This is a genomic window from Streptomyces sp. FIT100 (assembly GCF_024584805.1).
Lineage (GTDB): Bacteria > Actinomycetota > Actinomycetes > Streptomycetales > Streptomycetaceae > Streptomyces.
In genome coordinates this window covers 4657070-4681508 of record NZ_CP075715.1, presented here as the reverse complement: position 1 = coordinate 4681508, position 24439 = coordinate 4657070, and the positions used below count along the sequence as shown (strand labels likewise).

29 protein-coding genes and 1 tRNA gene are annotated in these 24439 nt (G+C 71.3%); 15 read left to right on the top strand and 15 right to left on the bottom strand.

What is annotated here, in order from left to right; translation table 11 throughout:
• Window positions 1–93 precede the first annotated feature (93 nt).
• The 9 genes from KK483_RS21190 (at window position 94) to KK483_RS21150 (ending at window position 5373) form a co-directional block, all read left to right on the top strand.
• Window positions 94–345, top strand: a complete 252-nt coding sequence (locus KK483_RS21190; protein ID WP_262006783.1) for a hypothetical protein — start codon at window positions 94–96, stop codon at window positions 343–345.
• 163 nt (window positions 346–508) lie between these two features.
• Window positions 509–697 carry a hypothetical protein gene (locus KK483_RS21185; RefSeq protein WP_262006416.1) on the top strand — a complete coding sequence of 63 codons (189 nt, stop codon included), beginning with the start codon at window positions 509–511 and terminating at the stop codon, window positions 695–697.
• 13 nt (window positions 698–710) lie between these two features.
• Window positions 711–911 carry a hypothetical protein gene (locus KK483_RS21180; RefSeq protein ID WP_262006782.1) on the top strand — a complete coding sequence of 67 codons (201 nt, stop codon included), beginning with the start codon at window positions 711–713 and terminating at the stop codon, window positions 909–911.
• Window positions 908–1156 (top strand): hypothetical protein, encoded by a 249-nt coding sequence (locus KK483_RS21175; RefSeq protein WP_262006781.1) that lies wholly within the window; start codon window positions 908–910, stop codon window positions 1154–1156. Before KK483_RS21180 ends, KK483_RS21175 begins: the two co-directional genes overlap by 4 nt.
• A 16-nt stretch (window positions 1157–1172) precedes the next feature.
• Window positions 1173–1637 (top strand): hypothetical protein, encoded by a 465-nt coding sequence (locus KK483_RS21170; protein ID WP_262006780.1) that lies wholly within the window; start codon window positions 1173–1175, stop codon window positions 1635–1637.
• 88 nt (window positions 1638–1725) lie between these two features.
• A complete protein-coding gene (locus KK483_RS21165; RefSeq protein WP_262006779.1) occupies window positions 1726–2625 on the top strand; it encodes a bifunctional DNA primase/polymerase in 900 nt (299 codons plus the stop codon).
• A complete protein-coding gene (locus KK483_RS21160; protein WP_262006778.1) occupies window positions 2622–3788 on the top strand; it encodes an AAA family ATPase in 1167 nt (388 codons plus the stop codon). The genes KK483_RS21165 and KK483_RS21160 overlap by 4 nt, the downstream gene beginning before the upstream one ends.
• Window positions 3785–3994, top strand: coding sequence for an AlpA family transcriptional regulator (locus KK483_RS21155; RefSeq protein WP_262006777.1), 210 nt, complete (start codon window positions 3785–3787; stop codon window positions 3992–3994). The genes KK483_RS21160 and KK483_RS21155 overlap by 4 nt, the downstream gene beginning before the upstream one ends.
• Window positions 3991–5373, top strand: a complete 1383-nt coding sequence (locus KK483_RS21150; RefSeq protein ID WP_262006776.1) for a tyrosine-type recombinase/integrase — start codon at window positions 3991–3993, stop codon at window positions 5371–5373. Before KK483_RS21155 ends, KK483_RS21150 begins: the two co-directional genes overlap by 4 nt.
• 178 nt (window positions 5374–5551) lie before the next feature.
• Here the strand turns inward: KK483_RS21150 and KK483_RS21145 are convergent.
• Window positions 5552–5633 (bottom strand) — tRNA-Tyr (locus tag KK483_RS21145).
• A 213-nt stretch (window positions 5634–5846) separates the two neighbouring features.
• On the opposite strand from KK483_RS21145, the gene KK483_RS21140 reads away from it, so the two are divergent.
• The 3 genes from KK483_RS21140 to KK483_RS21130 all read left to right on the top strand — a co-directional run bounded on the left by KK483_RS21140 (window position 5847) and on the right by KK483_RS21130 (window position 7683).
• Window positions 5847–6335 carry a YajQ family cyclic di-GMP-binding protein gene (locus tag KK483_RS21140; RefSeq protein WP_262006775.1) on the top strand — a complete coding sequence of 163 codons (489 nt, stop codon included), beginning with the start codon at window positions 5847–5849 and terminating at the stop codon, window positions 6333–6335.
• 149 nt (window positions 6336–6484) lie between these two features.
• Complete coding sequence (locus KK483_RS21135) at window positions 6485–7024, top strand: methylated-DNA--[protein]-cysteine S-methyltransferase (RefSeq protein ID WP_262006774.1); 540 nt, start codon at window positions 6485–6487, stop codon at window positions 7022–7024.
• Window positions 7021–7683 carry an alpha-ketoglutarate-dependent dioxygenase AlkB gene (locus KK483_RS21130; protein WP_262006773.1) on the top strand — a complete coding sequence of 221 codons (663 nt, stop codon included), beginning with the start codon at window positions 7021–7023 and terminating at the stop codon, window positions 7681–7683. The genes KK483_RS21135 and KK483_RS21130 overlap by 4 nt, the downstream gene beginning before the upstream one ends.
• 209 nt (window positions 7684–7892) lie before the next feature.
• Here KK483_RS21130 and KK483_RS21125 read toward each other — a convergent pair whose 3' ends face one another.
• Complete coding sequence (locus KK483_RS21125) at window positions 7893–8162, bottom strand: GlsB/YeaQ/YmgE family stress response membrane protein (RefSeq protein ID WP_262006772.1); 270 nt, start codon at window positions 8160–8162, stop codon at window positions 7893–7895.
• A 93-nt stretch (window positions 8163–8255) separates the two neighbouring features.
• On the opposite strand from KK483_RS21125, the gene KK483_RS21120 reads away from it, so the two are divergent.
• Window positions 8256–9515 (top strand): APC family permease, encoded by a 1260-nt coding sequence (locus tag KK483_RS21120; RefSeq protein WP_262006771.1) that lies wholly within the window; start codon window positions 8256–8258, stop codon window positions 9513–9515.
• Window positions 9516–9517: 2 nt separating this feature from the next.
• Here KK483_RS21120 and KK483_RS21115 read toward each other — a convergent pair whose 3' ends face one another.
• The 13 genes from KK483_RS21115 to KK483_RS21055 form a co-directional block, all read right to left on the bottom strand.
• A complete protein-coding gene (locus KK483_RS21115; protein ID WP_262006770.1) occupies window positions 9518–9910 on the bottom strand; it encodes a YccF domain-containing protein in 393 nt (130 codons plus the stop codon).
• On the bottom strand, window positions 9907–10770 hold the full coding sequence (gene htpX, locus KK483_RS21110; protein ID WP_262006769.1) for a zinc metalloprotease HtpX: 864 nt from the start codon (window positions 10768–10770) through the stop codon (window positions 9907–9909). The genes KK483_RS21115 and htpX overlap by 4 nt, the downstream gene beginning before the upstream one ends.
• 165 nt (window positions 10771–10935) lie before the next feature.
• On the bottom strand, window positions 10936–11394 hold the full coding sequence (mscL, locus tag KK483_RS21105) for a large conductance mechanosensitive channel protein MscL (RefSeq protein ID WP_262006768.1): 459 nt from the start codon (window positions 11392–11394) through the stop codon (window positions 10936–10938).
• 96 nt (window positions 11395–11490) lie between these two features.
• On the bottom strand, window positions 11491–13032 hold the full coding sequence (locus KK483_RS21100; RefSeq protein WP_262006767.1) for an NADH-quinone oxidoreductase subunit N: 1542 nt from the start codon (window positions 13030–13032) through the stop codon (window positions 11491–11493).
• On the bottom strand, window positions 13029–14606 hold the full coding sequence (locus KK483_RS21095) for a NuoM family protein (RefSeq protein ID WP_262006766.1): 1578 nt from the start codon (window positions 14604–14606) through the stop codon (window positions 13029–13031). The genes KK483_RS21100 and KK483_RS21095 overlap by 4 nt, the downstream gene beginning before the upstream one ends.
• A gap of 3 nt (window positions 14607–14609) precedes the next feature.
• Window positions 14610–16598 (bottom strand): NADH-quinone oxidoreductase subunit L, encoded by a 1989-nt coding sequence (locus KK483_RS21090; RefSeq protein ID WP_262006765.1) that lies wholly within the window; start codon window positions 16596–16598, stop codon window positions 14610–14612.
• Window positions 16595–16963 carry an NADH-quinone oxidoreductase subunit NuoK gene (gene nuoK / locus KK483_RS21085; protein ID WP_262006764.1) on the bottom strand — a complete coding sequence of 123 codons (369 nt, stop codon included), beginning with the start codon at window positions 16961–16963 and terminating at the stop codon, window positions 16595–16597. Before nuoK ends, KK483_RS21090 begins: the two co-directional genes overlap by 4 nt.
• Window positions 16963–17529, bottom strand: coding sequence for an NADH-quinone oxidoreductase subunit J (locus tag KK483_RS21080; protein ID WP_262009628.1), 567 nt, complete (start codon window positions 17527–17529; stop codon window positions 16963–16965). The genes nuoK and KK483_RS21080 overlap by 1 nt, the downstream gene beginning before the upstream one ends.
• 5 nt (window positions 17530–17534) lie before the next feature.
• Complete coding sequence (locus tag KK483_RS21075) at window positions 17535–18224, bottom strand: NADH-quinone oxidoreductase subunit I (RefSeq protein WP_262006762.1); 690 nt, start codon at window positions 18222–18224, stop codon at window positions 17535–17537.
• Window positions 18224–19192 carry a complex I subunit 1 family protein gene (locus tag KK483_RS21070; protein ID WP_262006761.1) on the bottom strand — a complete coding sequence of 323 codons (969 nt, stop codon included), beginning with the start codon at window positions 19190–19192 and terminating at the stop codon, window positions 18224–18226. The genes KK483_RS21075 and KK483_RS21070 overlap by 1 nt, the downstream gene beginning before the upstream one ends.
• Window positions 19189–20430 carry an NADH-quinone oxidoreductase subunit C gene (locus tag KK483_RS21065; RefSeq protein WP_262006760.1) on the bottom strand — a complete coding sequence of 414 codons (1242 nt, stop codon included), beginning with the start codon at window positions 20428–20430 and terminating at the stop codon, window positions 19189–19191. Before KK483_RS21065 ends, KK483_RS21070 begins: the two co-directional genes overlap by 4 nt.
• Complete coding sequence (locus tag KK483_RS21060) at window positions 20427–21041, bottom strand: NADH-quinone oxidoreductase subunit B (protein WP_262006759.1); 615 nt, start codon at window positions 21039–21041, stop codon at window positions 20427–20429. Before KK483_RS21060 ends, KK483_RS21065 begins: the two co-directional genes overlap by 4 nt.
• Window positions 21032–21475 (bottom strand): NADH-quinone oxidoreductase subunit A, encoded by a 444-nt coding sequence (locus KK483_RS21055; RefSeq protein WP_262006758.1) that lies wholly within the window; start codon window positions 21473–21475, stop codon window positions 21032–21034. Before KK483_RS21055 ends, KK483_RS21060 begins: the two co-directional genes overlap by 10 nt.
• Window positions 21476–21672: 197 nt before the next feature.
• Here KK483_RS21055 and KK483_RS21050 point away from each other — a divergent pair, with 197 nt between their 5' ends.
• Together KK483_RS21050 and KK483_RS21045 are read left to right on the top strand one after the other, a co-directional pair.
• Window positions 21673–22875 carry a sensor histidine kinase gene (locus KK483_RS21050; RefSeq protein WP_262006757.1) on the top strand — a complete coding sequence of 401 codons (1203 nt, stop codon included), beginning with the start codon at window positions 21673–21675 and terminating at the stop codon, window positions 22873–22875.
• A gap of 204 nt (window positions 22876–23079) precedes the next feature.
• Window positions 23080–24411: a sensor histidine kinase gene (locus KK483_RS21045; protein ID WP_262006756.1), complete on the top strand. Its 1332-nt coding sequence runs from the start codon at window positions 23080–23082 to the stop codon at window positions 24409–24411.
• Window positions 24412–24439 lie beyond the last annotated feature (28 nt).

The following is a 24439-nucleotide window of genomic DNA, read 5'->3' as shown; positions in this document are numbered from 1 at the left end:
CCCCGATAGCGGCCCACACCCCATCTGATCAGGCCGCTAGCGCATAGCGGCCCACCTGCGAAAACCCCGGAAACCCGCCTGGGAGGGCCCGTCATGACCCCTGCCCTGTTCGCTATCGCCTGCCTACTCGCCGTCACGTTCTGTTACGGCGGGCTATGTGCGGCCGTGCCGTTCGGACCCTGCCGCAAGTGCCGCGGCTGGGGCTTCGAGATGAAGCACGACCGCAAGGGCCGCATGAAGCGCGGCAAGGACTGCCGCCGCTGCAAGGCCACCGGCAAACGCATACGCACCGGCCGCCACCTGTTCAACGTCGCCGCGCGCATCCACCGCGACGGCACCCGCTGACCCGGACACGAAGCGGCCGACGGTGCCCGTCATGAGACGTACCCCGCTCTTTGCAGGAGCTAGGTGGGCGCAACCGTCGGCCATTCCCACGAGCTTGCCAGCACCCGAGGGTGCCCGAAGTTTAGCCAGCCACCCCGCCACACCGTCAAAGGAGTTCCCCGCCGTGGTCGTCACCGTCTCCCTCGTCGCCCTGTTCGGGCTCGTCCTGTTCTTCCTCCTGCGCTCCAACTCCCTCGGCTACGGCAGCGCGTTCACCGCCGCCGGGTTCGGCTTCTTCCTCGCCTCCACCGGCGCCTCCGGACCCATCAACGAACTCGCCACCGCCGTCATCAACGCCCTCGGCAACCTCTGAGGAGCACACCACCATGACCGAACCGATCACGCTCATGGCCGCCGGCGAACTGCGCACCGCCCTGGAGGCCACCGCCCGCGGCGACCTCCAGGCGGCCGCCGCCGCACTCATGAGCATCGACCCCACCTCATGGCAGGCCATCGAGCACCGCCTCACCGTCCTCGGCGGCTCACTCCCCGAGCTGCTCGCCACCGTCGGGAGGGATGCGGCGTGAACGCCGAACTCATCGCCGCCACGGTGCTGCTCACCCCGGGCGCCATCGTCACCGCGGTCTGCCTCGCCGGACACCGGGCATCCCGGAGGGCCGATGACGCCCTGGCCGCCGCACTCGACGCCAACCGGGCCACGGGCTCCCAGCCGCCGCCGACCGGCGGCGAACCGGCCCCGCAGCCCGCGGCCGAGCAGGTCCGGCTCGCAACCGTCATCGACTTCCCCGCCCACCGTCGTAACGCGGCATAGACCCGAGAGGACAGCCATGTTCGAGATCCGCATCATCTGCGACGCGGACGACCGCGACCGCGTGAGCAAGACCCTCGCGGACGCGTTCACCACCGGGCCCGTACGCGAGCACGCCACTCGCGACGGCCAGCGCATCCGGCTGTACTTCACCGCCGACCACCGCCCCGAGCCGGAGCCGTGGCCGACGCCGGATGCGGCATACGTGCTCGCCCCGAGCATCGTCAGCGAGATCGGATGGACCGCCCGCACGGCCGCCGACAAGCCGTTCGGCGCGCGGCTCGGGCGGGAGTTCTGGCTCCGCAAGGCCGCCGTCCTCGACCGCATCGCCCTCGCCGACGAAGCCGCCGGCATCCACGGCGACGCGGCCGAGGTGGCCACCAAGGCCGCCCAGCGGCTCATGGATGTGGACGACGCGGCCGTGATCTGCGACCCGCGTCACTACGTCCGCCGCGAGTACGCCCGCTGGGCCAAGCACCAGTAGCAACGCCGCGGCGGCGGGACTCCCCAGCAAGGTCGCCCGCCGCCGCGGTTCTCCCTACCCGTCCGAAGACAGACAGGAGACCTACAGCATGACTCATGACCAGCCCCACGCGCTGCTCACCGCAGCCCTCACCGCTGCTGAGCGCGGCTGGCACATCTTCCCCCTCGTGCCCGGCGACAAGCGCCCAGCACTGCGCGACTGGGAGCCGCGCGCCACCAGCGACAGCGAGCGCATCGGCCGCTGCTGGGCACACGCCCCGTACAACATCGGCGTCGCCGCCGGACCCTCCGGTTTGGTTGTCGTCGACCTGGACCGGCCGAAGCACCCCGACGACGTCCCGCCGGCGGCTTGGGCCGAGTACGGCGTCACGGACGGGGCCGACGTGCTCGCAGTGCTCTGCGAGCGCCACGGTCAGCCTTTCCCGACCGACACGTACACGGTGCGTACGTGGAGCGGCGGCACCCACCTGTACTTCGCCGCCCCGGAGGGCCAGCCCCTGCGCAACACCGCCGGGGACAGTGCCCGCGGACTGGGCTGGAAGGTCGACACCCGCGCCGTCGGCGGCCTCGTCGTCGGCGCGGGTAGCACCTTCGACGGACGCCGCTACAGGGTCACCCACAACGGCCCCGTGGCGCCCCTGCCGCCCTGGCTCGCCGAACTGCTGCGCCCTGCCCCCTTGCCCCCACAGAAGCCAATCAGGGTTGCCCTCGCCGGACGCGGCCGGCGCAGCGCCTTCCTGCGATCCGCGGTCAACGGGGAAGTGGAGCGAGTCACCCGCTCCGGCCCGAACCAGCACAACAACGCGCTCTACATCGCATCCGTCGCCCTCGGACAGCTCGTCGCCGGGGGAGAGCTGAGCGATGCCGACGTGACGGGCTGGCTCCTGACCGCCGCCCTCCAAGTCGGCCAGGGCGAGCGAGAGGCCCAGCGCACGATCAACTCCGGCCTGCGGGCCGGAGCCCGGCGTCCGAGGACGGTGGCGGCATGAGCGCCAGCCCGAACCCGATCCCGCCGCTGCACCTGTACTCCGTGCCCAGCGACCCGGAAGCGGCGCCCAGGACGCCGCCGAAGCGCGAGCGCCCCCGCACCTCCTGGACTGCGGATCAGCTCATGGCCGCGCGCTTCCCCGAGCCGAAGTGGGCCGTGCCCGGCATCCTCGCCGAAGGCGTCAGTCTGCTGGCCGGACCGCCCAAGGTCGGCAAGTCCTGGCTCTCCCTCGGACTCGGCCTCTCCGTCGCGGCTGGCGGGCACGCCTTCGACTCTGTACCGGTTCAGGGCGGTCCCGTGCTCTACCTCGCCCTGGAAGACACCCCGCGCCGATTGCAGACCCGCATGGGGAAGCTGCTTGGCGGACAGGCCGCGCCCGCCGGGCTGACGCTGGTGACCGAGTGCCCGCCCTTCCCGCAGGGTGGGGTGGAAGCCATCGCTCAGTGGCTGGACCGCAACCCGGACGCCCGCATGGTCGTCATCGACGTCTTCGCCAAGATGCGCGGCCAGGCCCCACAAGGGGTGTCCGCCTACGACGCGGACTATGTCGCGGTCGGCTACGCCAAGCGGCTCGCGGACCACTACGGCATCGCCGTTGTCCTGGTCCACCACGTCCGCAAGGCGGGCTCGGACGACTTCCTCACCGAGGTCTCCGGCACCAACGGCATCGCCGGAGCCGCTGACGCCACCCTCGTGCTCAAGCGGGCCCGCGGGCAGGCCGACGGGATCCTTCACGTCACCGGACGCGATGTGAACGAAGCCGAGTACGCGCTTCAGTTCCAGGAAGCCTCCGGTGCCTGGCACTTGCTGGACGGACCGGCATCGGACCACACCATCGGCGACACCCGCGCGGCAATCCTGCGGCACGTGCGGGCCCACCCCGGGTCCAAGCCCAAGGACATCGCCGAAGCGCTGCCGCAGGTCGATGTGGACACCGTCCGCCGCACCTGCTCCCGCATGGCCGAGGCGGGACAGCTCACCAAGGACGGCAGCGGCCGGTACTACCCGGACACCGAGACCCGGACACAGACCGCACCGGAGGTGTCCCAGCTGTCCGACTGTCCGGTTACCCCACCTGACCAGCACGAACGACCCGGACAGTCGGAACTGGAGCTGTCCGGGCTGTCCGGTTCCACTGCCACCGAGAAGGAGGGCGCCCGATGACAACCCCTGCCCGCCGCCGTCGGCCCCCGGCCGACGAGTGGCTGCCGCTGACCGATGTCTTGGAGGAGATCGGTATCACCCGCGCCACCTGGTACCGCTGGCGCAACCGCGGCTACGGCCCGGAGGTCAGGCGCTTGCCCAACGGGCATCTGCGGGTCCGACGCAGTGCCCTCGACACGTTCCTCAACGAGCTGGAGGCCGCGTGACTGAGTGGAGCTACACCGTGCGGATCTGGAGCATCCGCAAGCGGCCCCACCGCAATCCGTTCCAGCTCCGTTGGCAGGTCGGCACCCAGACTCACTCCGAGTCATTCCCAACCTCCGGTCTCGCCGAAAGCCGCCGCGCGCAATTCATCACCGCGTCCCGCTCGGGAGAGCCCTGGGACGTCGAGAGCGGCCTCCCGAAGTCGATGGTCCAGAAGGCGAAGGACATCCCCTGGTACCAGCACGCCAGGAACTACCTGGAGATGAAGTGGGACCACTCTCCCGCCTCCACACGCCGGAATCTCGCTGAGGCCATGGCCACCATCACCCTCGCCCTGGTGAAGGACACCAAGGGCATGGCCGAGCACAAGGCCATACGGCGAGCGCTCTACACCTGGGGTTTCAACGTGAACCGCTGGAAGGAGGATCCTCCGGCCGACGTCGCCGATCTGCTCGCGTGGGTCGAGCGGAAGTCTGTCCCCACCTCCGCCCTGACGGATCGGATGCTCGTGCGGAAGGCCCTGGACGCCTGCGCACGACGGCTGGACGGCAAGACATCGTCGGGGGCCGTCATCGCCCGGAAGCGGGCCATCTTCCATCAGGCCCTCAGCTTTGCCGTGGACGCCGAGTTGCTGACCGAGAACCCGCTCCCGGCTGTCCGTTGGAAGGCCCCGGAGAAGGTGGAGGAGGAGGTGGACCCCGAGGCCGTCCCGGACCCGGAACAGGCCAGCGCGCTCTTCGAGGCCGTACGGAAGCGGGGTGCCCGCGGGCGGCACCTGGAAGCGTTCTTCGGGTGCATCTACTACTCCGCTGCCCGCCCCGGTGAACTGGTCGGGCTCCGGCTGCGGGACTGCGACCTCCCGCGCCAGGGCTGGGGGCTCATCCGGCTCCGGGAGAGCCGGGCTCGCTCCGGCTCCTCCTGGACGGACACGGGTGAGGCCCACGACCGGCGCGGGCTCAAGCACCGCACCCGGAAGACCGTTCGCTACGTGCCGATCCCTCCCGAGCTGGTAGCCATGCTCCGGTGGCATGTCACCCGGTACCGCGCCGAGGACGACGGCCGGCTGTTCCGGACCGCTCGCGGCGGCATCGTCCAAGAGAGCGGGTACGGCGAGGTGTGGGCGCGGGCCCGGGAGGACGTACTCTCGCCCGCTGAGCAGGAGTCGAAGCTCGCCAAGCGCCCATACGACCTGCGTCATGCGGCCGTCTCCACCTGGCTCAGCTCAGGGGTCGAACCGCAGCTCGTCGCCCAGCGAGCCGGGCACAGCACGGCCGTCCTCTTCCGGGTGTACGCGAAGTTCCTGAAGGGGGGTGACGAGGCAGCCAACGCCAAGATCTCCGCCCGCCTTAACCAGCGCCGCGGGGGATCGTCCACCGCGTGAACCGCCCATCAGCCCGTCTGCGCAGGTGGCGCCCGGAAATCTCGTCCACGTGTCGTCCAGAGACGCTGGTAGAGAGCGGGATTCAGTGAGACAGAGCGAGACAGTCATGCCCTGAGCGCAGGCACAGCAGAACGGCCCCTGTCCGCGTTTCCGCAGATCAGGGGCCGTTTTTATCGCGTGGCGGCGCCAGGATTCGAACCTGGGTAGGCTAAGCCGACGGATTTACAGTCCGCTCCCATTGGCCACTCGGGCACACCGCCATGGGATCGTCGCCGGTGCGCCGCTTTTCCGCGGTGCTCCGTGGCAACGACGTAAACGATACCTGATGCCCAGGGGTGCTCCGCCACCGGATTGATCAGCGCCTGGGGGGGTGCGGGTGACTAGGCTTGCCGCAGCGGTCCGGGGAGCGCGGTCGTCTGTGCACGTGCCGTCCCCGCACCCGATTCGCCCCCGACTTCAAGGAGCCACAGCACATGGCCGACTCCAGTTTCGACATCGTCTCGAAGGTCGAGCGGCAGGAGGTCGACAACGCCCTCAACCAGGCCGCCAAGGAGATCTCGCAGCGTTACGACTTCAAGAACGTCGGCGCCTCGATCTCGTGGTCCGGCGAGAAGATCCTGATGCAGGCCAACTCCGAGGAGCGCGTGAACGCCATCCTCGACGTCTTCCAGTCCAAGCTCGTCAAGCGCGGGATCTCGCTGAAGGCGCTGGACGCGGGCGAGCCGCAGCTCTCCGGCAAGGAGTACAAGATCTTCGCCTCGATCGAGGAAGGCATCTCCCAGGAGAACGCCAAGAAGGTCGCGAAGATCATCCGCGACGAGGGTCCCAAGGGCGTCAAGGCCCAGGTGCAGGGTGACGAGCTGCGGGTCAGCTCGAAGAGCCGGGACGACCTGCAGGCCGTGATCACGCTGCTGAAGGGCCAGGACTTCGAGTTCGCGCTGCAGTTCGTGAACTACCGCTGAGCCGGTCGACGAGTGGTTCCGGCACTCGGGGGCGGAGCGGCCGCGGTCGCTCCGCCCCCGCCGCGTGTGATGTCCGAATACCGCCAGCCGCCGGGCGCTCGGCGAACCAGACTCGACAGCGCGGAAAGCCGATGAGAGAGGACGGAGCCATGACGGTCTACGCGAGGGTCGACAGCCCGCTGGATGAACTGCTGCTGGTCGGCGAGGAGTCCGCGACCGCCCCGGGCGGTACCGCGCTGGTGTCGCTCTCCGTGCCGGGGCAGAAGGGCGCGGCGGTGGTCCAGGACGGGTGGCGGCACGCCCCGGAGGCGTTCGAGGAGCTTGCCGGGCAGTTGCACGCGTACTTCGGCGGGGAGCTGACGCGCTTCTCCGTCGAGTACGCCGGGCTGAGCGGCGGCGGCACCGGGAGCGGCGCCAGCACCGGCGGCACGGAATTCCAGCGGCGCGTCTGGCGGGCGCTGGAGGAGATCCCGTACGGGGAGACGGTGACGTACGGGCAGATCGCCGAGCGCGTCGGGTCGTCGGGCGCCGGCGTACGGGCCGTGGGAACGGCGATCGGGCGGAATCCGGTGCTGGTCGTGCGGCCCTGCCACCGGGTGATCGGCGCCGACGGCGCACTGCGCGGTTACGCGGGCGGGCTGGACCGCAAGGAGCGGCTGCTCGGGCTGGAAGGCGCGCTGGTGCCGTGAGCGCCGGGCTCTTCCCGCGCGAGCGGGCCGTGGTGGCGCCCGGGGCGGTGCACGTCCCGGGGTGGCTGTCCGCGGCGCGGCAGCGGGAGCTCGTGGAGGCGTGCCGCGGCTGGGCGCGCGGTCCGGTGCCGATCCGGCACACCAGGCTGCCGGGCGGCGGGGTGATGTCCGTGCGGACGGTGTGCGTGGGCTGGCACTGGCAGCCGTACCGCTACACCCGTACCGCCGACGACGTGAACGGCGAGCGCGTCGCCGCGTTCCCGGAGTGGCTGGCGGAGCTGGGGCGGGAGGCGGTGACCGAGGCGTACGGCGGTGATGAGGGCTACGCGCCGGACACCGCCCTCGTCAACTTCTACGACGGCGCCGCGAGAATGGGCATGCACCAGGACAAGGACGAGCGGTCCGGGGCCCCGGTGGTGTCGCTCAGCATCGGCGACAGCTGTGTCTTCCGCTTCGGGAACACCGAGGACCGCGGGCGGCCCTACACGGACGTGGAGCTGGCCTCCGGCGACCTGTTCGTCTTCGGCGGGGTGTCCCGCTTCGCGTACCACGGAGTGCCGAAGGTGTACCCGGGCACGGCCGATCCGGCGCTTGGCCTGACCGGCCGGCTGAACATCACCTTGCGCAAGACCGGGCTCGGGGACCCCGCACGGGCCTAGGCCCTGTCATTCGGATCAGGCCGGATCAACGAGCGGCCCGCCACGGAGCAGCTAATGTCACAGCGGTGCGTGTAACTGCAACGCGGACGAAGAAGTCGACGCGGTGGGGGCACCTCCCGTGCCCGAAGGGCTACGGCGGAGTCGGCGACCGACGACAACGCGGCAGATGTGCGCACCAGGACACGCGAACCCGGCAAGATCCGAACGCGCTAGCGCGACCGCGAGTGGCCGAACAGGATCCGGTACGCGATCAGCAGCACGAGCGCGCCGCCGATCGCGGAGACCCAGGTGGCGCCGTCGTAGAAGTCCTTGGTGATCGGCCGGTCCAGCCAGCGCGACGAGATCCAGCCACCGATGAACGCACCGGCGATGCCGATGAGTGTGGTGCCGATCAGCCCGCCCGGGTCGCGGCCGGGAAGAAGGATCTTGGCTATCACCCCGGCGAGCAGCCCCAGGATGATCCAGCTGATGATGCCCATGCCGTGACCTGCCTTTCTTTTGGACGTGCGGCGTCGTACCGAGAGACGATCCACCCGGGGGCGGCGGTTGCGGCGGCCAGTAGGGTGCGGCCCATGACACAGGAGCTGCGCCGGTCACTCGGCGTCTTCGACGCCGTCGTCATCGGGCTGGGCTCGATGATCGGTGCCGGAATCTTCGTCGCGCTTGCTCCAGCGGCCGGGGCCGCGGGCTCCGGGGCGCTGCTGCTCCTGGCTCTTGGGCTGGCGGCGGCCGTGGCGTACTGCAACGCGATGGCGTCGGCGGCGCTCGCGGCCCGCTACCCCGCGTCGGGCGGGACGTATGTGTACGGGCGCGAGCGGCTCGGCCCGTTCTGGGGGTATCTGGCGGGCTGGGGTTTCATCGTCGGCAAGACGGCGTCGTGCGCGGCGATGGCCCTGACCGTGGGCGCGTACGTCTGGCCGGGGCAGGCGCATGCGGTGGCGGTCGCCGCGGTCGTGGCGCTGACTGCCGTGAACTACGGGGGCGTTCAGAAGTCGGCGTGGCTGACCCGGGCGATCGTGGCGGTCGTGCTGGCGGTCCTGGCGGCCGTGGTGGTCTCCTCACTCACCTCGTCGGCGGCGGATCCGGGGCGGCTCGGCGCCGACGGCCCCGGCGGTGGTGCGGGCGGGGTGCTCCAGGCGGCCGGGCTGCTGTTCTTCGCGTTCGCCGGGTACGCGCGGATCACCACGCTCGGTGAGGAGGTCAGGGATCCGGCACGGACGATCCCGCGGGCGGTTCCGCTGGCGCTCGGTATCGCGCTGGTCGTGTATCTGGCTGTCGCGGTGGCTGTCCTTTCCGTGCTGGGCGCGGATGAGCTGGGGAGGGCGACGGCCCCGCTGGCGGACGCCGTCCGGGCGGCCGGGGCGCAGTGGCTGGCCCCGGTGGTGCGGGTGGGCGCGGCGGTGGCCGCGCTCGGCTCGCTGCTGGCGCTGATCCTCGGCGTCTCGCGGACCACGCTGGCGATGGCCCGCGACGGGCATCTCCCGCGCACGCTCGCGGCCGTCCACCCCCGCTTCCGGGTGCCGCACCACGCGGAGGCGGCAGTGGGCGTCGTGGTGGCGGTCGTGGCGGCGACGGCGGATGTGCGGGGCGCGATCGGCTTCTCGTCGTTCGGGGTGCTCGTGTACTACGCAATTGCCAACGCCTCGGCCTGGACGCTGAGTTCCCGCCATCGCGCACTCGCCGGCTGCGGGCTCGCGGGCTGCCTGGCGCTCGCCTTCGCCCTTCCGCTGTCCTCGGTGGCGTCGGGGGCGGCGGTGCTGGCGCTGGGCGCGGCGGCGTACGGGGTTCGGCGGTCGCGGCAGTTGCGGCGGCCGAGCTCGCGCTCGCGCTAGCGCTAGCGCGTCGCGAACGGCTGGTCGGTCGGGACGATCTCCTTGCCCAGGGGCAGCAACGACACCGGGATCAGCTTGAAGTTGGCGATGCCCAGTGGGATGCCGATGATCGTGATGCAGAGCGCGATGCCCGTGACGATGTGGCCGAGCGCCAGCCACCAGCCGGCCAGGATCAGCCACAGCACGTTGCCGATACAGGACGGGGCGCCGGAGTCCCGCCGGTCCACCACGGTGTAGCCGAACGGCCAGAGCGCGTAGACGCCGATGCGGAACGCGGCGAGTCCGAAGGGGATGCCGATGATCGTGATGCACAGCAGCACACCGGCCAGCAGATAACCGAGGAACATCCAGAACCCGCACAGGACGAGCCAGATGACGTTGAGGATGGTCTTCATGGGCGGCGACCTGCCATCTGCTCAAGGCGGGCGATGCGCTCCGCCATCGGTGGGTGGGTGGAGAACATCCTGGAGATGCCCTGGCCGGGGCGGAACGGGTTGGCGATCATCATGTGGCTCGCCGTCTCGATCTTCGGCTCGGGCGGCAGCGGGAGCTGTTTCGTACCGGCTTCGAGCTTGCGCAGGGCGCTGGCGAGGGCGAGCGGGTCGCCGGTGAGCCGGGCGCCGGAGGCGTCGGCCTCGTACTCCCGCGAGCGGCTGATCGCCAGTTGGATCACGGAGGCGGCGAGCGGGCCCAGGATCATGATCAGGAGCATGCCCAGCAGGCCCGGGCCCTCGTCGTCGTCCGAGCGGCCGATCGGGATCAGCCAGGCGAAGTTGACCAGGAACATGATCACGGAGGCGAGGGCTCCGGCCACTGAGGAGATGAGGATGTCGCGGTTGTAGACATGGCTCAACTCGTGGCCGATGACGCCGCGCAGCTCACGCTCGTCCAGGATCCGCAGGATCCCTTCGGTGCAGCAGACCGCGGCGTTGCGCGGATTGCGGCCCGTGGCGAAGGCGTTCGGCGCCTGCGTCGGTGAGATGTACAGCCGGGGCATGGGCTGGCGGGCCTGGGTGGAGAGCTCCCTCACCATCCGGTAGAGCGCGGGCGCCTCGAACTCGCTGACGGGGCGGGCGCGCATGGCACGCAGCGCCAGTTTGTCGCTGTTCCAGTACGCATACGCGTTCGTCCCGATGGCCACGAGAACGGCGACGATCAGGCCCGTACGGCCGAAGAGACTGCCGATGACGATGATGAGGGCGGACAGCCCGCCGAGGAGAACGGCGGTCCTGAGCCCGTTGTGCCGGCGGTGCACGGTACGCCCTCCAAGTGGTGCGGCAGGGGAACCCTTCGCTGGTCGGTGGTCCGCTCTCCAGTGGACCCTCCCGTACTGGTCAACGCCAGGCGGAAGCGACGGGTTCCCCGGCCTCTCCGGGCGAGGGGTTCGGCCGTTCGGGTGAACGTGCGCGCGAGCCGCCGGTCAGCGCTGCGCGGGCAGCAGCCCCGCCTTCTCCAGGGCCTCGGCCACCGGCTCGACCTCGCTGGTGCAGTGCGAGCAGCGGTTGGCGACCTGGGGGATCTCGCTGTAGCAGCGCGGGCAGTCGCGCACGGCCGACTTGATACTGACAGGCTCCTCCTTGGTGAAACGCTCCTGCACCTTCATCATCGGGACGACGACGAGGAAGTAGAGCACCGCGGCGGTGATCACGAAGGCGATCGCGGCGCTGATGAAGAGCCCGTACGGGAACTTCACGCCCTGGAGCTCGAAGGTGGCCTTGCTGAAGTCACCCGTGCCGCTGGTGGCGACCCCGATCAGCGGGGTGATGAAGGCGTTGGTGAAGCCTGTGACGACCGCCGTGAAGGCGGCGCCGACGGCCAGACCGATCGCCATCGAGATCACGTTTCCGCGGAGAATGAAGTCCTTGAACCCGCTGAGCACGGCCGGCTCTCCCTGTCGTTTGTCATGTGTGGGACCAGATGCGCGGAACACGGTGCCCGGTGGGGGCACCGCTTGTCGAACCGCCTGGTCAGACCGTCAGAAGAGGCTGGACGCGGCGAAGCGCAGCGCCAGCTGGGGCCAGCCGGACAGCAGGATCCCCGCGGCGCCCGTGATCACGATCGCGACCGTGACCAGGACCGGCGCACGGTGCCGCTCCGGAGCGGCGCCCTCGGCAGCCGCTTCGGGCGCCTCCTGGGGCGCGCGGAAGAGCAGGGCGGTCCACTGGAGGTAGTAGTAGAGCGCGATCACGACATTGAGGCCCATGACGACGGCGAGCCAGCCGAGCCCCGCGTCGACGGCCGCGGAGAAGACCGTGACCTTGGCGAACAGGCCGATGATGCCGGGCGGCAGTCCCGCCAGGCAGAGCAGGAAGAAGCCCATCAGGAGGGCGGTCACGGGGCGGGTGGCGTACAGGCCCCGGTAGTCCTCGATCCGGTTCAGCGGCTTCGTGCGGGCGACCAGGGCGACGACGGCGAAGGCGCCGAGGTTGATGACGGCGTACATCAGTGCGTACGCGACCGTGGAGCCGATCTGGTCGTCGCTGGAGTACGCCGCCGCCGCGATCGGCACCAGGATGTAGCCCGCCTGGGCCACCGAGGACCATGCGAGCAGCCGCACCGCGCTCCGGGCGCGCGTGGCCGACTGCCGTACCGCCGCGACGTTGCCGACCGTCATGGTGAGCGCGGCGAACACCGCCATGGCGGGCCCCCACACGTCCGCGTACGCCGGGAAGGCGACCACGGTCACCAGGATGAGCCCGGTGAAGCCGACGGCCTTGCCGATGACCGAGAGGTACGCGGCGACCGGCACGGGCGCGCCGACATAGGTGTCGGGCACCCAGAAGTGGAACGGAACCGCCGCCGTCTTGAAGGCGAAGCCCACGAGCGTGAGCGCGACGCCCGCCTGGGCGAGGGTCTCCAGCTGCCCCGGGACGGTGTCCAGGCGGGTGGCGACCTGGGTGAGGTGCAGAGTGCCCGTGGACGCGTACACGAAGCTGACGCCGAGCAGGGTCACGGCGGTGGCGGTGACGGAGGAGAGGAAGAACTTCAGCGCCGCCTCGCTCGACATCCGGTCGCCGCGCACCATGCCCACCAGGGCGAACGCGGGGAGCGAGGCCACTTCGAGGGCGACGACCAGGGTGGCCAGGTCGCGCGAGGCGGGCAGCAGGGCGGCTCCGGCGGCCGAGGACAGCAGCAGGAACCAGTACTCGCCCGCGGGCAGCCGGTCCTTGGTCTCGTGGACCGAGAGCAGGGCGGTGAGCAGCGCGCCGCCGAGCACCAGGAACTGGATGACGAGGGTGAAGTGGTCGGCGGTGTAGCTGCAGGCGTCGGGGGCGGTGGTGAGGCAGAAGGTGGAGCGGTCGCCGGCGCGCAGCGGGGCGAGCGAGAGCACCGCGGCGGCGAGGCCGGCGATGGCCGCGTAGCCAAGGAGCGGCTTGTTCCGCTCCGGTACGAAGAGGTCGGCGACCAGGATGAGCAGGCCGACGACGGCGGCGATGGTCGGCGGGGCGATCGCGAGCCAGTCGACGGACTGGACGACGGCCGGCGCGGCCGGCGTGTGCGTGGCTGCCAGGATCATGCCTTGCCTCCCGCGAGGAGCTTCTGCACGGCCGGGTCGGTGAGGCCGAGGAGGACCGCGGGCCAGAGTCCGGCGAGGACGGTCAGGGCGACGAGCGGCGTCCAGGCGGCGAACTCGTACCCCTGGACGTCGGCGATCGCCGCCTCGCCCGCGGGCCTGGTGGCCCCCATGCAGACACGGCGGACGACGACGAGGAGATACGCGGCCGTGAGCAGGGTGCCGAGGCCGCCGATCACCATGAAGGTGAGGTAGGCGGGGCGGCTGAGTCCCTCGGCGGGGTCGAAGGCGGCGAAGAGGGCGAGCATCTCGCCCCAGAACCCGGCGAGGCCCGGCAGGCCGAGGGAGGCGACGGCGGCGAAGGCGAGCAGAGCGCCGAGGCGGGGCGCGCGGCCGTAGAGCGCCGCGCCGGTGGCGCCGGCCAGGGCGTCGAGGTCGGCGGTGCCGTACCGGTCCTTGATCGCGCCGACCAGGAAGAAGAGCAGGCCGGTGATGAGTCCGTGGGCGATGTTGGCGAAGAGCGCGCCGTTGACGCCGGTGGGGGTGAGGGTGGCGATGCCGAGCAGGACGAAGCCCATGTGGCCGACGGAGGAGTACGCGATCAGCCGCTTGAGGTCGCCCTTGGAGCCCGGCCGGGCGAGGGCGAGGCAGGCCAGGGACCCGTAGATGATGCCCGTGACGGCGAACGCCGCGAGGTACGGGGCGAAGATCTGCATGCCGTCGGGCGCGATCGGCAGGGCGATGCGGACGAATCCGTACGTACCCATCTTCAGCAGGACACCGGCGAGCAGGACCGAACCGACCGTCGGGGCAGCGGTGTGGGCGTCCGGGAGCCAGCTGTGCAGCGGCCACATCGGCGTCTTCACGGCGAGCCCGATCCCGATCGCCAGAACGGCGATGACCTGCACGGACGTGCTCAGGCCCCGGCCGTTGTCAGTGGCGAGTGCCAGCATGTCGAACGTGCCCGCCTTCAGTCCGATGAGGAGCAGGCCGAGCAGCATGACCACGGAGCCGAGCACGGTGTAGAGGACGAACCTCCAGGCCGCGGCCCGGCGTTGCTCACCGCCCCAGCGGGCGATGAGGAAGTACATCGGGATGAGGACCGTCTCGAAGGCGAGGAAGAAGAGGAGCAGGTCGAGGACGGCGAACGTGGCGAGGGTGCCGCACTCCAGGACGAGCAGCAGGGCGACAAACGCCTTCGGGGACGGGCCCGCCGGCTGCTTGAAGTAGCTGTACAGCGCGCAGAGGAAGGTCAGCAGCGCGGTCAGGACCAGAAGGGGGAGGGAAATGCCGTCGACACCGAGGTGGATCCGCACGTCCAGGGCCGGGATCCAGCTGATGTCCGTCGTGGCCTGCATCTTCGACGGCTGGTCGTGGTCGAAGCCCAGGGTGAGGACGATCGCGGCGGCGAGGACCACTCCGGTGACGGTCACTCCGTGGCGGAGCACGGCCTGGTCCGGGGACTTCCCCTTCAGCCCGGGCGGGGCGGGCAGCAGGGCCGCCGCGGCACCGATGAGCGGGCCGACGACGATGAACGCGAGAAGGAACTGCATCACGGATTCGCTGATATCGATCACGGCTCACACTCCGGCGGCGACGAGTACGGCGGCGATCGCCAGGACGACGGAGCCGGCGAGCAGGGCGCTGAGGTAGGTCTGCACATTGCCGGTCTGGGCGCTGCGGACGAGCCGGCCCAGCCAGTTGGTGCCGGTGCCCGCGCCGCGCACGTACGTTTCGACGACCTCGCGGTCCAGGAAGCGGACCAGTTCGGCGCCGGCCTGCACGGGACGGACGAAGACGGTGCGGTAGACGGCATCGAGATGGAAGCCGTCGGCGGCGGGGCGGTGCAGCGGGCCGAGCAGCAGTCGGCCCGGGTCGCCGGGGTCCGACGCGGGATGCGGCATGTGCAGGGCCTCGGCCTCGACCAGGCCGGGCTCGGCGTCCGGATGCGCGACGTGCGGGGGCGCGGCGGCGGGAGCACCGGCCCGGGCACGGGCGGCGAGGGCCGTCGTGTGCCGCCAGGTGCCGTAGGTGACCAGCCCGCCGACGAGGGCGACGCCGGTGCCGAGCACGGCGGTGGTGAGCGTCGGGCTCAGCGCCCGTCCGTCGAACCAGTCGTCGAGGTAGGCCGCGGTCAGGCCGAAGCCGAGCGACGGGACGGCGAGCACCCAGAGCACCGCGGTCATGGCGAGTGGCTGCCTGCCGTGGTCGGGGGCCTCGGTGCCCCGGCCGCGGAACGCGAGCAGCCACAGCCGGGTGGCGTAGGCCGCGGTGAGGAGGGCGGTGAGCAGTCCGGCGACGAGGACGGTCCAGCCGGCCCCGGCCGGGGCGAGGTCGGATTCGCCGAGCGCCGTGTGCTCGGCGGCCACGAGGACGGCTTCCTTGGAGAAGAAGCCGGCGAAGGGAGGGATCGCGGCGAGTGCGAGCAGGGCGACGGTCATCGTCCAGTACGCGTCGGGGATCCGCCTGGCCAGGCCGCTCATCCGGGACATGGCGGTCAGGGAGTTGGTTCCGGCGGCGTGGATGACCACGCCGGCGGCGAGGAACAGCAGCGCCTTGAACGCGCCGTGCGCAAGGAGGTGGAAGACTGCGGCGCCGCGGTCGCCTACGGCCAGGGCGCCGGACATGTAGCCGAGCTGGCCGATGGTCGAGTAGGCGAGGACCCGCTTGATGTCGTCCTGGGCGAGGGCGGCGAGCGCCGAACCGACCATGGTGACGGCGGCCATCACCGCCAGCACGACCAGGGCGGCGGCGGACTCGGCGAAGACGGGGAGGAGCCGGGCGATGAAGTAGACACCGGCGGCGACCATCGTCGCGGCGTGGATCAGGGCGGAGACCGGGGTGGGGCCCGCCATGGCGTCGGGGAGCCAGGTGTGCAGCGGGAACTGCGCGGACTTGCCCGCGACACCGGCGAGCAGCAGGAGGGCGACCAGCGTGGGGTGCTCGATGCCGCCCGCTGCCACAGCGCCGAGGATGCCGGTGATGCGGAACGTCCCGGCGTCCAGCGCGAGCGCGAAGAGGCCGAAGAGGAAGGGGACATCGCCGAGCTTGGTGACCAGGAACGCCTTCAGCGAGGCGGCGCGCGCCTCGGGCGTCTCCCAGTAGTGGCCCACGAGGAAGTACGAGCAGATGCCCATGATCTCCCAGCCGACCAGCAGCACCATCAGGTCGCCGGAGTAGACGACGAGCAGCATCGCGGAGGTGAAGAGGGAGACCAGAGCCGCGTACGAGGGGTAGCGGGGGTCGTCGCGCAGATACGCGGTCGAGTAGATCTGCACGCAGGAGGCGACGACCCCGACGAGCACGGCGACCAGGACGGCGAAGCCGTCGAGGTACAGGGCGAGGTCGATCGGGACCGAGCCGGTGGGGGTGAGTTCGGTGGAGGCGGTGATCGGCCTGCCGCCCCCCTGGCGGACGGCGACGAGCACCGCGAGCACGGTGGCGATGAGCGTCGGCAGTACGGCAAGGGGGCGTACGAAACCGGGCGCGGTGCGGCCGAGGAGCAGCCCGGCGGCGGCGCCGAGGAAGGGAAGGAGGGGGACGAGAACGGCGAGGGTCGTCGTGGTCACGCGGTGGCCTCAGCCTTCTCTGCCGGGGCGGGCTCGGCCGCCTCCTCGGCGCCGGGTGCGCCCTCGGCGGTGTCGCGGAGCTTGTCGACGTCCGAGGTGCCGCGATTGCGGTAGACCATCAGGACGATCGCCAGGCCGATGCCGATCTCCGCGGCGGCGATGGCGATGGTGAACAGGGTCAGGGCCTGGCCTGCGTGCAGGGCGTCGCGGAGCCAGACGTCGAAGCCGACCAGGTTGAGGTTGACCGCGTTGAGCATCAGCTCGACGGACATCAGGACCAGGATCGCGTTCCGGCGTGCGAGCACTCCGTACAGGCCGGTGCAGAAGAGGAGCACGGAGAGCACGGCGGGATAGGCGAGATGCATCAGCGCTGCTCCTTGTCGCTCTTGCGGGAGAGGACGATCGCACCGACCAGTGCGGCGAGCAGCAGCACGGAGAGCGCTTCGAACGGCAGCACCCAGTGCCGGAAGAGGATCTCGCCGGAGACGCGGGTCGAGCCCTGGGCCGGACCGTCCAGGTCGATCCAGGTCGTGCGGAACGCGTCGACGACCACCCAGATCAGGGCGGCCGCGGCGGCGACGGCCACGGCGAGGGCGGCCGGGCGGTTGCCCGAGTCGGCGTCCGGGGAGCGGCCGATGGGCGCCTTGGTGAGCATCAGCCCGAAGAGGAGGAGGACGACGACGGAGCCCACATAGATCAGCACCTGCACCCAGGCGATGAACTCCGCGGTCAGGAGGAGGTACTCGACGGCGAGCCCGCCCAGTGCCACGACCAGCCAGAGGGCGGCGTGCACCAGCTGCTTGGTGGTGACCGTGACGACGGCCGCGGCGAGCGTGGCGATGCCGACGAGGACGAAGGCGATCTCGACGCCGGTCGGGGAGAGGAAGCCGTGCGCCTCGGCCGCGAGGCTCACAGGGCTCACGGGATTCACGGGGCTCACGTGGTCCCCTCCTCGGTGGCGGGAGGCGCGGACTCGGGGTGCTCGGGCTCGGGGTGCTCGGGCTCGGAGTGCTCGGCGGCGCGCTGCTCGGCAGCGGCCTGCTCGGCTGCCGCCTGCTCCGCCGCGAGCTTGTCGGCGGCCTTGCGGGCTGCGGCGAGCTCCTTGGGCTCCTCCGCGGCCGGGTCGAGCGCGGGCGGCTCCGGGACCGTCCACATCCACTCGCGGAGCTTGTCCCGCTCATGGGTGAGCTCGCGGATGTCCGTCTCCGCGTACTCGAACTCGGGGGACCAGAAGAGCGCGTCGAAAGGACACACCTCGATGCAGATACCGCAGTACATGCAGAGCGAGAAGTCGATCGCGAAGCGGTCGAGGACGTTACGGCTGCGTTCACGGCCACCGGGGGCGGCGGCGGGGACCGTCTCCTTGTGGGAGTCGATGTAGATACACCAGTCGGGGCACTCACGGGCGCAGAGCATGCACACCGTGCAGTTCTCCTCGAACAGGCCGATCACACCGCGTGTGCGGGGCGGCAGTTCGGGCTGGACGTCCGGGTACTGGGCGGTCACGGACTTCCGCGTCATCGTGCGGAGCGTGACGGCGAGGCCCTTGGCCAGGCCGGATCCGGGAATGCGGGACCGGGTGGGCGGGAGAGACTCGGGCCGGGCGGGCGGGAGAGACTCGGCCATTACTGCATCACCACCTTCACGACGCCGGTGAGGGCGATCTGGGCGAGGGCGAGCGGGACGAGCGTCGTCCAGGCGAGCCTCTGGAGCTGGTCCTCGCGCAGTCGCGGATAGGTCACCCGCAGCCAGATCACGATGAAGGCGAGCACGGCCGTCTTGAGCAGGGTCCAGACCCAGCCGAGGCCGTCGGCGCCGAACGGGCCGTGCCAGCCGCCGAGGAAGAGGACGGTGGTGAGGCCGCAGAGAACGACGATGCCCGCGTACTCGGCCAGCAGGAAGAGGGCGAAACGCAGGCCGGTGTACTCGGTGTACGCACCGAAGATGATCTCGGAGTCGGCGACCGGCATGTCGAACGGAGGGCGCTGGAGTTCGGCGAGGCCGGCGACGAAGAAGACGACGGCACCGACGATCTGCCAGGGCAGCCACCACCACTCGAAGGCGTTCAGGATGCCGGGGAGCGAGACGGTGCCGGCCGCCATGGCGACGGACGCGGCGGCGAGCAGCATCGGGAGTTCGTACGCGAGCAGCTGGGCGGCGGTGCGGAGACCGCCGAGGAGCGAGAACTTGTTGGCGGACGCCCAGCCCGCCATGAGCGAGCCGAGCACGCCGACGCCCATGACGGCGAGGACGAAGAAGATGCCCGCGTCCAGGAGCACGCCGACCGCGCCCTCGCTCGGGCCGACCGGAATGGCGACGAGCACGAGGAGATAAGGGAGAAGGGCGACGGCGGGGGCGAGCTGGAAGATGCGGCGGTCGGCGTTGGCCGGGACCACGTCCTCCTTCTGCGCGAACTTCACGCCGTCCGCGACGAGCTGGGCCCAGCCGTGGAAACCGCCGGCGTACATGGGGCCGAGGCGGCCCTGCATATGGGCCATCACCTTGTGTTCGGTCTGCCCGATGACGAGGGGCAGCACGAGGAAGACGGCGAAGACGACGACCAGCCGCAGGGCGACGTCGAGTGCGTCGTTCATGCGGGGTCGCCTCCTTCGGAGTCGGTCGGCGCGGTGCCGGGTCCTTCCTCGGACGCGTTCGCCGAACGGTGGGTCGGGGTGGTGGTGCCGGGTGCGGCCTCCGCCGCACCGGCCTCGGGCTCAAGCCCCGGCTCGGCCTCGGGCTCAAGCCCCGGCTCGGACTCGGGCTCAGCTGCGGGTTTGGCCTCGGCCTTCGGCTCGGGCGACGGTTTCGACCCGGCCTCGGCCTCCGGCTCGGGCTGCGGTTTCGCCTCGGGTTCGGGCTTCGGCTCGGTCCCGGGCTCGGCCGGTCCTTGCGGAGTGCGCTCGGGTTCGGCCTTCGTGTCGTCGAAGGCCGGGCGGGCGTGGTGCCAGGGGGCGTCGGCGCTGCGGGGGCGCGCGGCCGGTTCCGGCGTCGGAGGCTGCTCCGCGGCCGCCGGGCGCCGGCTCGCCGAACCCTCGCCGGCCGTACGGGCGCGGCGGGGCGGAGCCGCGGCGGCTTCCGGAGTGGTCGAGGCAGTGGTCGAGGCAGTGGTCGAGGCAGTGGTCGGGGCCGTCGGAGCCGTTCCCGCAGCCTGGCTCGCCGAGCCCTCCGACACACTGCGGGCGCGGCGCGGGGGACGCTCGCCCGCGGCGCCCGCGGCACGGGGGGTGCGGGCCGGGCGGGCGGGGGCCGGCGGGAGCTGGCCCTTGAGGGGGCCCCACTCGTTCGGGTCGGGGACGCCGGGCGGCAGCATCTGGCGGCGCTTCGGGCCGCCGTGCTCGGACTCCCCCGGCTCCTTCGCACCCGGCCACGCCTTGGCGACCCGCGCGGCCAGGACGAAGTCCTTGCGCAGCGGGTGGCCCTCGAAGCCGTCCGGGAGCAGCAGCGGCACGAGGTGCGGGTGGCCGGTGAAGGACACGCCGAACATCTCGTACGTCTCGCGCTCGTGCCAGGCCGCGCCCGCGTAGACGTCCACGGCGGAGGGGAGGACGGGAGCGTCGTGCGGGACCGTGGTGCGGAGCAGCAGACGCCGGACGGTGCTCCCTTCCGGCCCGGTCTCCAGCGCGGCGACGTGCGCGCAGACGCGGAAGCCCGCGCCCGGCTCGTCGACGGCGCTGAGCCAGTCGAAGTACGTGCAGCCGAGTCCGTCGCGGGCGGTGCGCAGCGCGTCGAGCCAGCCGGCGGCGGGCACGTCGACCGTCAGCAGGTCGTACGCGGCCTCGGCGGTGGCGTCGGGCCCGAAGCTCTCGGCGATGTCCGGTTCGAACGTGCTCATGAGACCGCTCCGGGGGCGGGCGGCGGGGTGACCAGGCCGCTGCGGAGTTCGCCGACGGAGGACCGGCCCGGGACGGCGCCGTACCGCTCCCCCAGCGACTCGCGGGCGATCTTCTCCTGGAGCTTGAGGATGCCCTGGAGCAGCGCCTCGGGACGGGGCGGGCAGCCCGGGACGTACACGTCGACGGGGATGATCTGGTCGACGCCCTTGGTCACGGAGTACGAGTCCCAGTAGGGGCCGCCGCAGTTCGAGCAGGCGCCGAAGGAGATGACGTACTTGGGCTCGGGCATCTGCTCGTAGAGCCGCTTCACCGCGGGCGCCATCTTGTCGGTGACGGTGCCGGACACGACCATGAGGTCGGCCTGGCGCGGTCCGGGCGCGAACGGGATCACGCCGAGCCGGATGAAGTCGTGCCGGGCCATCGACGCGGCGATGAACTCGATCGCGCAGCAGGCGAGCCCGAAGTTGAAGACCCACAGGCTGTAGCGGCGGCCCCAGTTCAGGACCACCTTCATCGGCTCGGGAGCCAGGCGGGCGAGCGCGCCCAGCCGCTTCGGCTCCGGGAGCAGCACCGGCTCGGGGGCCGGGGAGGTCGAGGGGGTCACGTCCATGCCAGGACGCCCTTCTTATATGCGTACAGCAGTCCCACGGCCAGGAAGCCGAGGAAGATGAACATCTCCACGAGCGTCGTCGCGCCGTATCCGGGTGCGGCGAAGACGGTCGCCCAGGGGAAGAGGAAGATCGAGTCGACGGCGAAGATCACGTAGAGGAAGGCGTACACGTAGTAGCGGACCTGGGTGTGCGCCCAGCCCTCCCCCACGGGGTCGACTCCGCATTCGTACGTGAGCAGCTTCTCGGGGGTCGGCACGACGGGCCGCAGCAGCCGGCCCGCGCCGAAGGCCACCGCGACGAAGAGGACTCCGATCACGGCGAGCAGTCCGACGACCGAGTAGCTCTGGAAGTAGTCGGCCGCGAGTACGGTCGGTTCGGTGGGTTCCGGCACGTCCGTCCCTCGCTCCCTGCCCCGTTGTCCGATGTCGTTCATGAACCGTTTCGACGGTTCGTTCGACGATCCGGTTCGACGATCCTTTCGCACGGGAGTCTAGGCCCTGCTAAGGGCACCGTAAGCAGCCGTGTCACGCCTTGGTCGGGATCGGGGCTTCGGAGGGTGGGGATATCCCTACATCACGCCACCCACATACCCCATGGCGTGCGCGGATACGACCCGGCAGGCTGGGGCGCATGACCGTGACCAGCGATACCGGAGCCGCCGCCGACGGCGGCTCCGTCGAGTACGAAGGGCCCCCGCCCGCCCGCTTCGCGTACGAGCGGCACACCTGGAAGGAGATCGCTTATCTCCTCTCCGGTCTGCCGTCCGCGATCGTCGGTTTTGTTTACACGGTCTTCATGGTCGCGACAGGCGTGGGGCTGTCCGTCACCGTCGTCGGTCTGCCCCTGCTGGCCCTCGGTCTCGCGGGTTCGCGGCAGCTCGGCCGGTGGGAGCGGCTGCGGGCGCGGGGGCTGCTGGATGTGCGGGTGGAGGAGCCGAGCCCGCTGGCGCGCCACGGGGGCGGGGACGGCTTCTTCGGCCGGGTGTGGGCCGGGCTGAAGGACCCGGTGGCCTGGCGCTCGGTGCTCTACGGCGTCATCCGGCTGCCGCTGGCCGTGGTCGGTTTCACCGTGACACTGGCCGGTCTGTTCGTGCTGTGGCCCGTGCTGCCGTACGTGGTGCGGGGCATGGCCAATGTGGACCGGGCGCTGGTGCGGAGCCTTCTCTCGCCCTCCGACGAGCTGGAGCGGCGGATCGCCGAACTGGAGTCGGACCGCGGCGTGGTCGTGGACACGGCAGCCGCCGATCTGCGCCGGATCGAGCGCGACCTGCACGACGGGGCCCAGGCCCGGCTCGTCGCCCTCGCCATGGGGCTGGGTCTCGCCAAGGAGAAGCTGCTGGAGGACCCGGACGCGGCCGCCGCGATGGTGGACGAGGCGCACGGCGAGGTGAAGCTGGCGCTCCAGGAGCTGCGCGATCTGGCACGGGGCATCCATCCCGCCGTCCTCACCGACCGCGGTCTGGACGCGGCCCTGTCCTCCGTCGCCTCCCGCTGCACCGTGCCCGTCCAGGTCACCGTCGATCTGGCGGCCCGTCCGGCCGAGGCGATCGAGGGCATCGCGTACTTCACCGTCTCCGAGCTGCTCCAGAACGTCAGCAAGCACGCCCGGGCCGCCCGGGCGTCGGTGGATGTGTGGCGCAACGACGACCGGCTGCTGATCCAGGTGCAGGACGACGGGCGCGGCGGAGCCTCGGCCGAGAGCGGCAGCGGTATGGCGGGGCTCGCGGAGCGGCTCGGCGCGGTCGACGGACTGTTCGTGGTGGACTCGCCGCCCGGCGGGCCGACGGTCGTCACGGCGGAGCTGCCGTGGCGCGACCGCACACCCAGGGCATGACGTCCACGGTGGGGTCGACGGCCTGACGCCGACGGCTCGCAGGTAGGGAAAACCCCCGGCCGAGACGGAGACCGGCCTCATGGTGGCGCGCCCCACCCGGCAAGCAGCATGGGAGCGGACGAGCGCAGAAAAGCAGAGAAGCAGAGCACCAGAGCACCAGCGCACCAGCGCACCAGCGCAGACGAGCAGAAACGGATGACGACGATGGCCACGGCATACGGAACGGAACGGGCGACCAGGTCCCATCGCCTCCCGCCGGCGCTGCGCGCGCCGTTCGAGGGCCGCACCTGGCGCGAGTTCGGGTATCTCATGCTCAGCCTGCCGCTCAGCGTCGTCTCCTTCTCGCTCGCCGTCTCCTTCGCGTCGGCCGGCGTCGGCCTCGTGGTGACCTTCCTCGGCATTCCGGTGCTCGCCGGGACGCTGGCCATGTGCCGCGGCTTCGGGACCCTGGAGCGGGCCCGGGCCCGCGCCCTGCTCGGCCTCGACGTCTCCGAGCCCGCTCCCGCCCTCCCCCGCAAGGGCGGGCCGATGGCCTGGATCGGCGCGATGCTGAAGAGCGGGGTGTCCTGGCGGCATCTGCTCTACGCGCTGATCCACATGCCGTGGGCGGTGTTCGCGTTCTCCGTCGCCCTGCCCTTCTGGCTGTACGGCTGGGGCTTCGCCACCTATCCGCTCTGGCACTGGGTCTTCCCCGTGTACGTCGGCGTGGACGGCCTTCAGCTCTACGGCGACGGCACCCACAACGTCTATCTGGACTCCCCCTTCGAGCTGGCCGTGACCTGCGCCTTCGGCCTGGTCCTCGTTCTGGCCACCCCCTGGGTCGTGCGCGGTCTCGCCACCGTGGACCGGCTGCTGGTGACGGGGCTGCTGGGCCCTTCCCGGCTGGAGGGCCGTGTCGTGGAGCTGGAGTCGGACCGGGGCGTGGTCGTGGACACGGCAGCCGCCGACCTGCGCCGGATCGAGCGCGACCTGCACGACGGGGCCCAGGCCCGGCTCGTCGCCCTCGCCATGGACCTGGGCCTGGCCAAGGAGAAGCTGCACAGCGATCCACAGGCCGCTGCGCGCATGGTCGACGAGGCGCACGGCGAGGTGAAGACGGCGCTCCAGGAGCTGCGCGACCTGGCACGGGGCATCCATCCCGCGGTCCTCACCGACCGCGGTCTGGACGCGGCCCTGTCCTCCGTCGCCTCCCGCTGCACCGTGCCCGTCCGCGTGGAGGTGGATCTGCCGGCCCGCCCGGTTCCGGCGATCGAGGGCATCGCGTACTTCACCGTCTCCGAGCTGCTCCAGAACATCAGCAAGCACGCCCGGGCGAGCCAGGCGTCGGTCGAGGTCTGGCGGACGCGGGAGCGGCTGATGCTCCAGGTCAGGGACGACGGGCAGGGGGGTGCGGACACGTCGGCGGGCAGTGGTCTCGCGGGGCTGGCCGAGCGGCTCGGCGCGGTCGACGGGCTCCTGGTGGTGGAATCGCCGCCCGGCGGGCCGACGGTCGTCACGGCGGAGCTGCCGTGGCGCGACCGCACACCCAGGACGTGACTCGGCACGTCCAGAGCGTGACCCCACG

Coding starts and splice junctions, on each gene's coding strand:
- KK483_RS21125 (WP_262006772.1), bottom strand. CDS start 8,162: ATGGGCATCATCAGCTGGATCATCCTGGGGCTGCTCGCCGGGGTGATA.
- KK483_RS21100 (WP_262006767.1), bottom strand. CDS start 13,032: ATGATCCTGGCAGCCACGCACACGCCGGCCGCGCCGGCCGTCGTCCAG.
- KK483_RS21065 (WP_262006760.1), bottom strand. CDS start 20,430: ATGAGCACGTTCGAACCGGACATCGCCGAGAGCTTCGGGCCCGACGCC.
- KK483_RS21165 (WP_262006779.1), top strand. CDS start 1,726: ATGACTCATGACCAGCCCCACGCGCTGCTCACCGCAGCCCTCACCGCT.
- KK483_RS21120 (WP_262006771.1), top strand. CDS start 8,256: ATGACACAGGAGCTGCGCCGGTCACTCGGCGTCTTCGACGCCGTCGTC.
- KK483_RS21050 (WP_262006757.1), top strand. CDS start 21,673: ATGACCGTGACCAGCGATACCGGAGCCGCCGCCGACGGCGGCTCCGTC.
- KK483_RS21135 (WP_262006774.1), top strand. CDS start 6,485: ATGACGGTCTACGCGAGGGTCGACAGCCCGCTGGATGAACTGCTGCTG.
- nuoK (WP_262006764.1), bottom strand. CDS start 16,963: ATGCATCTCGCCTATCCCGCCGTGCTCTCCGTGCTCCTCTTCTGCACC.
- KK483_RS21075 (WP_262006762.1), bottom strand. CDS start 18,224: ATGGCCGAGTCTCTCCCGCCCGCCCGGCCCGAGTCTCTCCCGCCCACC.
- KK483_RS21045 (WP_262006756.1), top strand. CDS start 23,080: ATGGCCACGGCATACGGAACGGAACGGGCGACCAGGTCCCATCGCCTC.
- KK483_RS21060 (WP_262006759.1), bottom strand. CDS start 21,041: ATGGACGTGACCCCCTCGACCTCCCCGGCCCCCGAGCCGGTGCTGCTC.
- KK483_RS21070 (WP_262006761.1), bottom strand. CDS start 19,192: ATGAACGACGCACTCGACGTCGCCCTGCGGCTGGTCGTCGTCTTCGCC.
- KK483_RS21190 (WP_262006783.1), top strand. CDS start 94: ATGACCCCTGCCCTGTTCGCTATCGCCTGCCTACTCGCCGTCACGTTC.
- KK483_RS21140 (WP_262006775.1), top strand. CDS start 5,847: ATGGCCGACTCCAGTTTCGACATCGTCTCGAAGGTCGAGCGGCAGGAG.
- KK483_RS21180 (WP_262006782.1), top strand. CDS start 711: ATGACCGAACCGATCACGCTCATGGCCGCCGGCGAACTGCGCACCGCC.
- KK483_RS21170 (WP_262006780.1), top strand. CDS start 1,173: ATGTTCGAGATCCGCATCATCTGCGACGCGGACGACCGCGACCGCGTG.
- KK483_RS21155 (WP_262006777.1), top strand. CDS start 3,785: ATGACAACCCCTGCCCGCCGCCGTCGGCCCCCGGCCGACGAGTGGCTG.
- KK483_RS21115 (WP_262006770.1), bottom strand. CDS start 9,910: ATGAAGACCATCCTCAACGTCATCTGGCTCGTCCTGTGCGGGTTCTGG.
- KK483_RS21055 (WP_262006758.1), bottom strand. CDS start 21,475: ATGAACGACATCGGACAACGGGGCAGGGAGCGAGGGACGGACGTGCCG.
- KK483_RS21160 (WP_262006778.1), top strand. CDS start 2,622: ATGAGCGCCAGCCCGAACCCGATCCCGCCGCTGCACCTGTACTCCGTG.